Source organism: Halorubrum orientale, from assembly GCF_059623105.1.
Map to the genome: position 1 here is coordinate 57729 of NZ_JBSPSR010000010.1, position 11884 is coordinate 69612.

The 11884-nt window shown below is 65.3% G+C and carries 8 protein-coding genes and 1 tRNA gene; 6 read left to right on the forward strand and 3 right to left on the reverse strand.

The features are described 5' to 3' along the window. Positions 1 to 93: 93 nt before the first annotated feature. From ACWUI7_RS12205 to ACWUI7_RS12220, 4 genes are read left to right on the forward strand one after another with little or no spacing between them, the layout of a single operon-like run. Positions 94 to 2169 carry a PrkA family serine protein kinase gene (locus ACWUI7_RS12205; protein ID WP_496642496.1) on the forward strand — a complete coding sequence of 692 codons (2076 nt, stop codon included), beginning with the start codon at positions 94 to 96 and terminating at the stop codon, positions 2167 to 2169. A gap of 48 nt (positions 2170 to 2217) precedes the next feature. Further along, positions 2218 to 4626 carry a kinase anchor protein gene (locus tag ACWUI7_RS12210; protein WP_496642497.1) on the forward strand — a complete coding sequence of 803 codons (2409 nt, stop codon included), beginning with the start codon at positions 2218 to 2220 and terminating at the stop codon, positions 4624 to 4626. Then, positions 4626 to 5966 carry a DUF444 family protein gene (locus ACWUI7_RS12215; RefSeq protein WP_496642498.1) on the forward strand — a complete coding sequence of 447 codons (1341 nt, stop codon included), beginning with the start codon at positions 4626 to 4628 and terminating at the stop codon, positions 5964 to 5966. Before ACWUI7_RS12210 ends, ACWUI7_RS12215 begins: the two co-directional genes overlap by 1 nt. Positions 5967 to 5987: 21 nt before the next feature. After that, the gene (locus tag ACWUI7_RS12220; RefSeq protein ID WP_496642499.1) at positions 5988 to 8051 is read left to right on the forward strand and encodes a SpoVR family protein; all 2064 of its coding nucleotides are present in this window, start codon (positions 5988 to 5990) and stop codon (positions 8049 to 8051) included. Between the two features lie 5 nt (positions 8052 to 8056). Here ACWUI7_RS12220 and ACWUI7_RS12225 read toward each other — a convergent pair whose 3' ends face one another. Then, a complete protein-coding gene (locus tag ACWUI7_RS12225) occupies positions 8057 to 8674 on the reverse strand; it encodes a VOC family protein (RefSeq protein WP_496642500.1) in 618 nt (205 codons plus the stop codon). A gap of 491 nt (positions 8675 to 9165) precedes the next feature. On the opposite strand from ACWUI7_RS12225, the gene ACWUI7_RS12230 reads away from it, so the two are divergent. Next, a complete protein-coding gene (locus ACWUI7_RS12230) occupies positions 9166 to 9318 on the forward strand; it encodes a hypothetical protein (RefSeq protein ID WP_496642501.1) in 153 nt (50 codons plus the stop codon). 25 nt (positions 9319 to 9343) lie between these two features. On the opposite strand, the gene ACWUI7_RS12235 is transcribed toward ACWUI7_RS12230, so the two are convergent. After that, positions 9344 to 10198, reverse strand: a complete 855-nt coding sequence (locus tag ACWUI7_RS12235; RefSeq protein WP_496642502.1) for a DUF8231 family protein — start codon at positions 10196 to 10198, stop codon at positions 9344 to 9346. A 465-nt stretch (positions 10199 to 10663) separates the two neighbouring features. Between ACWUI7_RS12235 and ACWUI7_RS12240 the strand changes: the two genes are divergently transcribed. Then, complete coding sequence (locus ACWUI7_RS12240) at positions 10664 to 11464, forward strand: DUF7839 domain-containing protein (protein ID WP_496642503.1); 801 nt, start codon at positions 10664 to 10666, stop codon at positions 11462 to 11464. A gap of 189 nt (positions 11465 to 11653) precedes the next feature. Here ACWUI7_RS12240 and ACWUI7_RS12245 read toward each other — a convergent pair. Further along, positions 11654 to 11729, reverse strand: a tRNA-Cys gene (locus ACWUI7_RS12245). Positions 11730 to 11884: the final 155 nt, after the last annotated feature.

Genomic DNA, 11884 nt, shown 5'->3' on the forward strand with positions numbered 1-11884 from the left:
CGGCGTGTGGCCGGGAGTCGTGGTGTTGGGACGCAGAGCGATGCGTCTCTGACTCCGGTGTCCTTGCTCCTCCCGCCCGAGCAACGTGATACGATGGCAGACAAACAAACGCTCGAACGGCTCAGCGAGGAGTACCAGACGGCAGTGCCGGACGACCTCCGGGAAGCTCGCTCGTTCGACTGGTACCTCGAGACGCTGTACGACGACCCGATGGTCGCCCGCAACGCCCACCAGCGGGTCGCGGACATGTTCGACCACTACGGCACCCGATACGACGACGAACGCGGGGTCGTCGAGTACGCACTGGCGGCAGACGACCCACTCCACGACGGCGAGAACGTCTTTTACGGCCGCGAGGTCCACGAGGCGATCCACGAGTTCGTCAACAAGGTGAAATCCGGCGCGCGTGGGCTCGGCCCTGAAAAGCGGATCAAACTGCTGTTGGGCCCGGTCGGCTCCGGGAAGTCGCACTTCGATTACCTTGTTCGCCGCTACTTCGAGGCATACACGCGCGAGGACGCCGGGCGGATGTACACATTCCGGTGGACCGACCTCCGGTCGGTGATCGACGATCAAGACCCCGACGACGACGTGGTGCGGTCGCCGATGAACCAGGACCCACTGGTGTTGATACCGCGAGCACAACGCGAGGCGATCCTCGACGATCTCAACGAGACACTCGATGCGCCGTACACGCTGCGAAACGACCAGCACCCGGACCCCGCCTCCGAGTTCTACCTGAACGAGCTGTTGGCCCACTACGACGACGACCTGGCGGCGGTGGTGTCGAATCACGTCGAGGTGATCCGGCTCGTCGCCAGCGAGAACCGCCGTGAGTGTATCGAGACGTTCGAGCCGAAAGACAAGAAGAATCAAGACGAAACCGAACTCACCGGCGACGTCAACTACGCGAAACTCGCCGTCTACGGCGAGTCCGACCCACGGGCGTTCGACTACGCCGGGGCCTTCTGTAACGCCAACCGCGGGCTCTTCTCCGGTGAGGAGCTGTTGAAGCTCCAGCGGGAGTTCCTCTACGATTTCCTTCACGCCTCCCAGGAGTCGACGATCAAGCCGAAGAACAACCCGCGAATCGACATCGACCAGGTGATCGTCGGCCGGACGAACATGCCGGAGTACCGCGAGAAGACCGGCGATGAGAAGATGGAGGCGTTCAACGATCGCACAAAGCGGATCGACTATCCGTACGTCTTAGAGTACGAGAGCGAAGCCGAGATCTACGGCAAGATGCTCACCAACGCGGACGTACCGAACGTCCACGTCGAGCCACACACCCTCGAGATGGCCGGGCTCTTCGGCGTGCTCACCAGGCTCGAAGAACCCACCGACGAGACGGTGAGCCGCTTAGAGAAGGCGAAGGTGTACAACGGCGAACTCGAAGACGAGGAGATCGACCGCCGGAAGCTCCGTGAGGACGCCGCGGCACAAGCGGACGTGAGCGAGGGGATGGACGGCGTCTCGGCGCGGTTCGTCGGCGACGAGATCGCCGAGGCGATCATGGACGCCACCCACCGCGACCGGTCGTACCTCTCGCCGCTGTCTGTGTTCGACCACTTCGAGGCGAACCTCGACAGCCATGGCTCCATCGCGGCCGACGACCTCGACCGTTACCAGCGGCTTCTCGAGGTCGTCCGAGAGGAGTACCGCGACCGTGCAATAGATGACGTCAGACACGCGCTCGCGTACGACGTCGACGAGCTGCGTCGGCAAGGCGAGAAGTACATGGACCACGTGATGGCGTACATCGACGACGCGACGGTGAACGACGATCTTACCGGCCGTGAGACCGAGCCGGACGAGACGTTCCTCCGGGCGGTCGAAGAACAGCTCGACGTTCCCTCGGACCGTAAAGATGACTTCAGACAGGAGGTGTCGAACTGGGTCTCTCGTCGAGCACGCGAGGGACGCGGCTTCGACCCACAAGAGAACGAACGGCTCCGTCGCGCCTTAGAGCGCAAGCTGTGGGAAGACAAAAAACACAACATCAACTTCTCGGCGCTGGTGTCGGCGACGGACCTCGACGAGACGGAACACAGCGCGTGGGTCGACGCGCTCGTCGATCGAGGCTACTCCGCGGACGGCGCCGGCGAGGTGCTTGAGTACGCGGGCGCCGCTGTGGCCCGCGCCGAGATGGAGGAGAACGGTGACTGACCGATCGAGTCGACTGGGGGCTGGAACATCGTATCCGGGGAGTGACCCATGACCGACCGGTACGCGGTCGGCGATGACCCAGACGGAGCCGCGTTCTGTCGGGCCGCAGACGAACGACTCAGAGGGGCGTACGACCCGCCGATGAGTCTCGAGTCGTACGTCGACCGCGTCCTCGAGCACCCGCTCGCAGCAGCTTCTGGGGCGCGCTACCTGCTTGCGGCCATCGAGTCACAAGGGACGCGCACGGTACGCGAGCGGGGCGAGACCTTGGAGCGCTACCGGTTCTTCGACGACCCGCCAAACGACGGGGAACACGCGGTGTTAGGGAACACAGCCGCGCTCAACGCGTTCGTCGACGACCTCCGGGCGGCCGCGGCGGGCCGCGGCAACGACGAGACCATCGTCTGGATCGACGGCCCCACCGCGACCGGCAAGTCTGAGTTCAAGCGATGTCTGGTAAACGGCCTCCGGGCGTTTTCTCGCACGGACGAAGGGCGCCGGTACACCGTCGAGTGGAACGTCACCGGGGCCGGCACCGGCGACCGGTCGCTCTCGTACGGCGACGGCGGCGACGCCGCAGCGTGGTATCGGAGCCCCGTCCAGTCGAACCCGCTGTCTGTGTTCCCGGCCGCCGTGCGCGAGTCGATTGCGGCGGCGGTCGACGAAGACGCGTCGATCCCGATCGAGGTCGGACTCGACCCGTTCAGCCGCGAAGCGTACGACCGCTTAGAGTCGGTGTACCGCGACGAGGGGCGTCGCGACCGGTTCTCTGCGATCACTGACCGCGACCACCTTCGGGTGACGAGTTATGTCGTCGACGTCGGCCGGGGGATCGGGGTGCTCCACGCCGAAGACGACGGGACGCCCAAAGAACGGCTCGTCGGCTCGTGGATGGGCGGTATGGTGCGCGAGCTCGACTCCCGCGGCCGAAAGAATCCGCAGGCGTTCAGCTACGATGGCGTGCTCTCACAGGGGAACAGTGTGGCGACCGTCGTCGAGGACGCGAGCCAGCACGGCGACCTCCTTCGGCGACTGCTCAACGTCCCGGACGAGCGCCGCGTAAAACTCGACACGGGGATCGGGATGGACCTCGACACGCAGCTCATCGTCATCTCGAACCCCGACCTCGAGGCCGAGCTCGACCAGTACGCTGACCGGGAGGACGCCGATCCGCTGAAGGCGCTGAAGCGACGGCTCACGCGTCACGAGTTCCGCTACCTCACGAACCGACGCTTAGAGGCTGCCCTGCTCCGCCGGGAGGTCGCCGGCGAGCACGCAGTTCCTGGTGCCGACGACGATCGCCCGCCACAGAACGTCGGCGGTGACGGGCGGGGTAGCAACGACAGGCAGGTCGGCAGCGGGCGGGTCGACGACACTCGAGGCGGCGACGGCGTCGACGCGGCCGAACACGCCCGAGCGGCGCTAACGCTCACAGTTCGCGACGACGACGGCTCGAAACGCGAGCGCGAACTCGCCCCGCACGCGGTTGGCGCGGCGGCGTTGTACGCAGTCGTCACCCGCCTCGACGCCGAGACGCTACCGGCCGACATCGACCTCGTTGAGAAGGCCGAGCTCTACGAGACAGGTGTGGTCCGCCGTGACGGCGAGCGGCTGACCGTCGACGACGTCGACCTCGGCGGCGACGACGGGCGGACGGGCATTCCGGTCACGTACACGCGCGACCGGATCGCGGCCGTGCTGAGTACCGACGCCGACCGGAGCCACCCGACACTGCCGGTCGAGCGGGTCGTCACGCCCGGGGACGTGCTAACGGCGATGGCCGACGGGCTCGCCGACGCGCCGGTGTTCTCTCGCGCCGAGGCGGCCGAGTTCGAGAGTCGACTCGCGCCGGTCAAAGCGACCGTGCGCGAGCAACAGCGAGCCGACGTCGTCGACGCCGCGCTGGCGGCCGAGCGGGTCTCGACGGAGACCGTAGCCGAGTACGTCGAGCACGTACACGCGTGGGACGCCGGCGAGCCGGTCGAGACCGACCGGGGGCCGACCGAGCCAGACGCGCTGGTGATGAAGGTGTTCGAGACGGAGACACTCGGTCGGTTCGACGAGGGCGACTACCGCGGGACGGAGCCGGGCAGCGACGTGGTTGCGTTCCGGCGCGAGGAGGTTATCCGCGCGCTCACCCGCTACGCCTGGCGAAATCGCGGCGACGAGTTCAGCGTCGACGACGTCGAACTCGACGCGATTCCCGAGCTCGAGGCCGTGCTCACCTCAAACGACCTCGCCGACCTGAAGCGTCGGTTCCCGGATCTCGACCCCGCAGAGTGGGCTGATCCGCCGACCGACACCGAGACCGCTTCGGTGAAGGCCACGACGCTCGACCGACTTGAGGCGCGCGGCTACAGCCGGGCGTCCGCCGAGCTAACGAGTCGGGCTGTGATGCGGGCGGCCCGCGACGAGTGGGCAGCCCTCACGGCTGACGGCGATGGAGGTGGTCGCTGATGGGGCTCTCAGCAGACCGCGAGCGCTTCCGCGAGGTCGGAGAGGACCGTCGCGAGGATCTCACCGAGTTCATCACCCAGGGCAACCTTGGCGGCTCCGGGCCCGACCGTGTCCGTATCCCGATCAAGATCGTCGATCTCCCGTCGTTCGAGTACGACCGCCGCGACGCCGGCGGCGTCGGTCAGGGAGACGGTGGACAGCCACAGCCGGGACAGCCAGTCGACGTGGAGTCGGGTAACGGAGATAGCGAGGGAGACGAGTCGGGAGATCCAGGCGAGGAAGGCGACGACCACGAGTACTACGAGATGGATCCCGAGGAGTTCGCCCGTGAACTCGACGAGGAACTCGGCTTGGACCTCGAGCCAAAGGGCAAACGCGTCGTCGAGGAGGTGGAAGGCGACTTCACGGACACAGCACGGTCGGGGCCACGCGGTACCCTCGACGTCGACGAGTTCTTCAAGCGAGGGCTGACGCGTCACCTCGCGACCGACTTCGACGAGTCGTACGTCCGCGAAGGGCTGTTCGTCGCGGGCGCCGACGTCGACGACGTCTTCACCTGGGCGCGCGGGGAGGGGATCCCAGTCTCGCGTGCGTGGATCGCGGACGCGGCGCAGTCGCTCGAGACGGAACACGGGGAACCGGTGGCGGCGCTTGACCGCTGGGCCGACTTCGAGGCGCTCGAGACCGCGGTCGATCGTGAGCCGGTGACCCAGCGGATCCGACAGGAGGGATTGAAACGCGTGCCGTTCCGACGCGAAGATGAGCGCTTCCGGCATCCCGAGGTGACGGAGCGACGCGAGCGAAACGTCGTCGTCGTGAACGTCCGTGACGCCTCGGGCTCGATGCGCGCGGACAAACGCGAGTTGGTCGAGCGGGTGTTCACCCCGATGGACTGGTACCTGACCGGAAAGTACGACGAGGCGGCCTTCCGGTACGTCGTCCACGACGCAGAGGCGTGGGAGGTCGACCGCGAGGCGTTTTTCGGCGTGCAGTCGGGTGGCGGGACGCAGATATCGAGCGCCTACCGCCTCGTCGAGGAGATCCTCGAGGAGTACCCTTACAGTGAGTGGAACCGATACGTGTTCGCCGCCGGTGACTCCGAGAATGTGAGCGACGACACAACGAACACCGTGATCCCGTTGATGCAGTCGATAGACGCCAACCTCCACGCATACGTGGAGACCCAACCCGGTGGCACCGCACCGAACGCCCGCCACGCCGACGAGGTGGAACGGGCCCTCGGCGACGCCGACGACGTCGCGGTCGCGCGGGTCTCTGGACCCGAAGACGTCACCGACGCCATCGCCGAGATCCTCAGCACTGAGGACGCGAGCGAGTGAGCAGATGACCACGTACGACCCATGAGAGACGACAGAATCGAAGCGAAACGAGAGGCGGCGACCCTCGACGAGCCGGCGGCAGCCGCACGCGAGCTCGCGGAGCGGCTCGGACTCGAGCCGTACCCGGTTCGGTACTGGGTCGTCGACCACGACGAGATGAACGAGCTAATCGCATACGGCGGGTTCCAGCGCCGGTACCCGCACTGGCGTTGGGGGATGAACTACGAGCGACAGCAAAAACAGGACCGCCACGGGCTTGGCAAGGCGTTCGAGATCGTCAACAACGACGATCCGAGCCACGCCTTCCTTCAGGAGTCGAATACGACGGCCGACCAGAAGGCTGTCATCACCCACGTCGAGGCGCACGCCGACTTCTTCGCGAACAACAAGTGGTTCGGGCTGTACGCCGACAGGGGCGAAGACGGGCCGAACGCGGCCGCACGGCTCGAACGAAACGCCGACCGCATCGCCAGTATCATCGAACGCCCGGACGTCGACCGCGAAGACGTAGAACGGCTGATAGACGCGGTCACCACGCTCGAAGACACCATCGACCAACACAGCCCGATCGACGCCGCCAGGGCCGCCGACGAGCCGGACGTCGCGGCCGACGTAGCCGAAGAGACACCGGACGACGCGGCCGCGATCGAAGCACGGATCGACGAGCTCGGTCTCTCTGAGGCGGTTAAATCGGAGGTGTTCGACGAGGCGTGGCTCGACGAGCACGCGGCGGGCGTGGAGCCCGACGACCCACGGGCCGACGTCTTGGCGTTCGTCCGTGATCACGGCAAGCGCTACGACGCGGAGACGGGTCGGGCGGTCGACCGCGAGCCGTGGGAGACCACCGTGATCGACGCCCTCCGCGAAGAGGCGTACTACTTCGCCGGCCAGAAGCAGACGAAGGTGCTCAACGAGGGGTGGGCCACGTACTGGGAGTCACTCATGATGGGCGGAGAGGGCTTTGCCGGCCCTGACGAGTTCCTCACGTACGCTGACCACATGTCACGAGTGCTCGGCTCGCCCGGGCTCAACCCGTACAAGCTGGGGTTCGAGTTGTGGACACACGTCGAGTTGCAGGCCGCCAGACGCGACGTCGTCGACCGGCTGTTGCGCGTCGACGGCATCACCCCGGATACATTCCACTCGCGTGTCGACTTCGATGCGGTCGCCGACGCGTTGGAGCCGCACCCGGCGATCGCTGGTGCCGGGCCGGCGACCCTCGACGAGCTCGCCGAGCTGGCAGCCGCTGGCGACCCGCGGGTCGATGCGGAGGCGGTCGACCGGGCGCTGTCGGCACGGGATGGTGAGTTGGAGACGTCGAGTGAAGCTGGCCCGAACATCGATCGGTACCCGTGGAAGTTACTCACCCACGAGGGGCTCGCCGAGCGACACTACGTGCTCGCCCGGCCGGAACACCGAGGGGCGCTTCGACGGATCTCACGGTCGACACTGGAGGAGCGAGCGCGCTACATGTTCGACGTCGACCGCTACGAGACGGTCGAGACAGCGCTTGCCGACGTCGACCGAACTGCGGGGTGGCGTCGGATGTTCGAGGTGCGTGAGAGCCACAACGACGTCACGTTTATCGACGCGTTTCTCACCGACGAGTTCGTCCGCGAGCGGAACTACTTCACCTACGAGTACAGCCAGGCTGGCGAGGAGTTCCGGGTGGCGAGCACCGACGCCGAGGACGTAAAACGGAAGCTGCTGCTCCGGTTTACCAACTTTGGGAAGCCCACGATCGTTGTGCTCGACGGCAACTTCCGCAACCGCGGCGAGCTGTTGTTGGGCCACCAGTACAACGGGGTCGCACTCGACGAAGGGCAGGCGCAGGCCACGCTCAAGCGCGTGTTCGAGCTCTGGGGTCGACCCGTGAACCTCGCGACGATCCGTACGGAGTACCCCGACGACGAGCGACGACGGGCGAAGCGGCGCGGAAACGAGCCGGCCGGCGAGGAGGTCGGCGTGCGCCTCCAGTACGACGGCGGCGAGGTGACCGAACACGACCTCGATCGTGAGATTCGAGCACAGATCGAAGCCGACGAGGTCGACTACGACACCACGCCCGAGGAGTGGCTGGCGTAGGCCACTCAGGTACCGACGCCGGCGGCGGCGTCCGGGAGGTCGTGTTTGATCACCGGGAGGCCGAGCTCCTCAAGTGCCGCCTCGAGGTGCCGGTCCTGTGCGAAGTCAGCGCCGTCTGCCTCGCGGTGTCGCTGTGCGGCCGCGAACACCGCTCCTTTGCGGTCGGTTGGCATCTCGTATTTGTCGGCGGAGAGTTCGACCACGAGTCCGTTATTGTCGCGGGTGTAAATCGAGTGGAAGACGCCACGGTCGAATACGTTGTATCCCTTGCCCGCGTCGTCGAGTGCCTGCATGACCGTCTCGTACTCGTCGGGCTCAACGCTGAAACAGACGTGGTGGACCGCACCGACTCCGGGGCGTTGTCCCCGTGCAGACGGGCGATCGTCACTCACGAACACGGTGAGGATCCGACCATCTCCGGTGTCGAAAAACAGGTGCGTTTGTGTGGGGTCGTCGAGGTTGGGCTGGCGTAAGACGAGTGGCATCCCAAGCAGGTCGCGGTAAAACGCGAGTGTGTCAGCCTCGTTGCTCCCCCAGATTGTCACGTGGTCGGTGCCGGTGGTGTGTGCTGGGGCGTCGGAAGGCGTAGCGGTTATCGGGGTGTCATCGGGGTCGGATGGCATGGCTGCAGGTACGGTCGTCAACGGCATAAATCCGGGAGAGACTACCGGGTGACCGGCTGACGTGGGTGTTATCGGAAGGAGGCGAGGATGGTGAAGAGCAGGGAGTAGCAGAGGAGAGCAGGTCACAGCATGATGATGTCGGTCCGCCTCTCTGCGTGTGTGGTAGCGGTTCCGTGACGAACACGACCGCACGACACCCGGGCACGTCTTTCAGCCACGTCCTCCCCAGCCGATTCGATACGTGTGTGGTAGCGGTTCCGTGACGAACACGACCGCACGACACCCGGACACCAATTACCGCCACACCCTCCCCAGCCGATTCGCTCGTCGCCCTTGGCGACTCGCTCATCCCTCGCACGCGCTCGCGAGCCCGCCTTCGGCGGCCTGCGAGGCGCGCGCCACCGTGGTGGTGGATGGTGCGTGTGCGTGTTCGAGTACGTGTGCGGGCGCAAAGACGAGGCGTTTTTGACTGCAAGCGCGGACACAACTGCATGGATGTACTCCTGCACGCGGGGCACGGGCACCCAGCACTGCTGTGGATCGGCGTCGCTATCGCACTGTCACTGGCAGCTGGTGTTGTCGTCGGTCGGTGCTGGATCGGCACCGATGGATCAACCGAGGTCGCTGTCGGCGAGGAAGCGTAGCCAAAAGTCGAGGTGGGAACGGGGTTCAGTACCGGGACGGCATAAACGCCATCGCCAGCAACAACAACGACGACAGCAGACTGACGACACCCACACGCCACAGTCCGTTGCTCTGTTCGGTGTGTCGTTGCTGGGCGTCGACCTGTGTCTCGTACGACTCGAAGTCAGTTGAGAGGACGAGCGTCGACGCGTCGGGGAAGTGGCCGAGGAATTCCGTGTCACCGATCGTGACGCGCGAGTCCTGTGCCACGTCGATCGACACCGTCTCCGTGCCAGTCCAGACGAGCGTCGCGGCGTCGGCGGAGACGGCGTCGACGGTCGCCGTGTGACCGTCGTAGGTCACCTGGTCGCCGGCCGCGAACGAGGTGGTCGTCGGGTCGGGGAAGTACGCACTCGCCGGCACGAGGTCGCGCGCCGAACCGCCATCGGTGACCACGACGAACGTCTCGCCGCCGATGGTCTGCGTCTCGTTGCGCGCGTCGGTGTCGTTCTCGAGTATCGCGGTTCGGTCGACCGACTCGACGAGGGTGACACTCGTGGCATCCGAGCCGTCGATGGCGACAGTCCACTCCTGGCCGTTGTAGGTGACGGTAGAGCCGTTTTCCCACGATGCCGTCTGGTCGACGGAGCGCTCTCGTTCGACGACCCCGCTCACGACCGCGTGCGCCGAGCCGCCGTGGCCGCCGCCCTCCTCACTCTCGGAGACGTCGGCGACGGTGTACTCGGTACCGTTCACCTCGAAGGTATCGCCCGCGGACAGCTCGTAGTCCGGGTTGGCGAAGGATATCTCGGGCGTCTCAGCGGTTGCGACGAGGACACCCGCCGCGCTCCCGACGAGCAGGAAGAACGCGACGTATACCGCTACAGCGCGTCGTTGCATAGTTCGCGTGTAGGTCAGCCGCCGTATAACCGTTACTAACCGGATGCGATCAAAGCAAGTCGCACCGCCGACTCGACCACTGGCGTCACGATGGAATCCGTCAAGCTCGTCGGTGACGCTGCCGCTCTTGTAAGAGGTGATGAACGTCGCGTTCTCAGAACAGATTCCGGGCCTGGTCGCTGCGATCTGGATCGCAGAGATACGGGGGACAACGCGGGTCAAGACCGCTCCGTCTATCGCCGTATCAACTATCCGCTTTATATTCCTGAGAGACTGGTAGCCGGCTTCATCAAGCCGGCGCTGGCATCAGTCAGAAGATGTGCCCTCTGTGGCATCGACTGTACGCAAATACATTCGGTATTATGACAATTGTGTTTGTTATACATAAATTGTATTTGATCCGAAGTCGCAGATATTGCGTATGAGCACAACAGCGCTTTACTTCGCTGGCGCTAACAGCGACCAATGACAGATTCGGGCGGGGGTCCACCGCCGGCGGTCCTCAACAACAAGCGCGACGCGACACGGTATCAGGTGCTGGTCGAGATCGCCGCCCGGCAGCCCGCGGTGAGCCAGAGTGAGATCGCCGAGACGATCGGCGTCACCTCACAGGCCGTAAGCGAGTACGTGCGGGATCTCGTCGCGAACGACTACGTTGAGACGGGAGGTCGTGGCCGATATGAGGTGACCAAAGAAGGCGTTGACTGGCTCATCTCTCGAACCGAAGGGATAGAAAGGTACCTCGAGCACGTGACCTCCAACGTCATCGAAAGCGTTGACGTTGATGCCGCGGTCGCGCTCAACGACGTCACAGACGGCGAGATCGTCGAGCTCGTGATGCGCGACGGTATCCTCCACGCCGGCCCCTCTGGCGGCACCGCCACCGCTGTCACCGTTACCGCCGGGACTGCAGGTGAGGCCGTCGGGGTCGCCGACTTCGAGGGCGTCGTCGACTACGAAACCGGTACAGTGACGATCCTGCCCGTGCCGGCCGTCACCGAAGAGGACACGCTAGAGCCAGCAGTACTCGCGAGCCACCGTCCAGCAGACGGGCTGCTTGCTACCGCGGGCACTGAGGCGTACGCGCTGGCAACGCGCGCCAACTCACGGCCTGACATCCGATTCGGCACCGAAGACGGCGTCGCTGAGGCCGCACTCCGCGGACTCGACGTGCTGCTCGCCGCGGTGACCGACCAACTGCCACGACACACAGCCGTCCTCCGCGAGAAGAACGTCCCGCACGAGGTGCTTGACGGCGGCATCTGAAACAGTCGGTCCGACGCATGCCGTATCTCAACGCTGTCCGATAGCACGCACCGAGTCACACGAACAGTCCTAGCGTTGGGTACCAGCGCGTCTTGACGGCGCTTTTCGGCACGCAGACTGGGACTCACGTCTGAGGAATACGGGCACCCTATCTGTCGATACCTGCGGTTGTGTCGGCGTGGTGAAAGAAGCCAAGGGCCGGATTTGAACCGGCGTAGGGCGGCTCTGCAGGCCGCTGCGTCTGACCGAACTCTGCCACCTTGGCGCTACGTATCGATATCCAGGTCGTGCGTTTAAGCCTAGCGGTCGGCAAGGATAGCAGCCGCTCGCACGTCTATTTCTGTGGGGGAATTCCCCCATATGAGTGGGTAGGCGGCGACCCGCGGTTCCCAGAGGATCTCTCACTCCAGTACTTCCCGG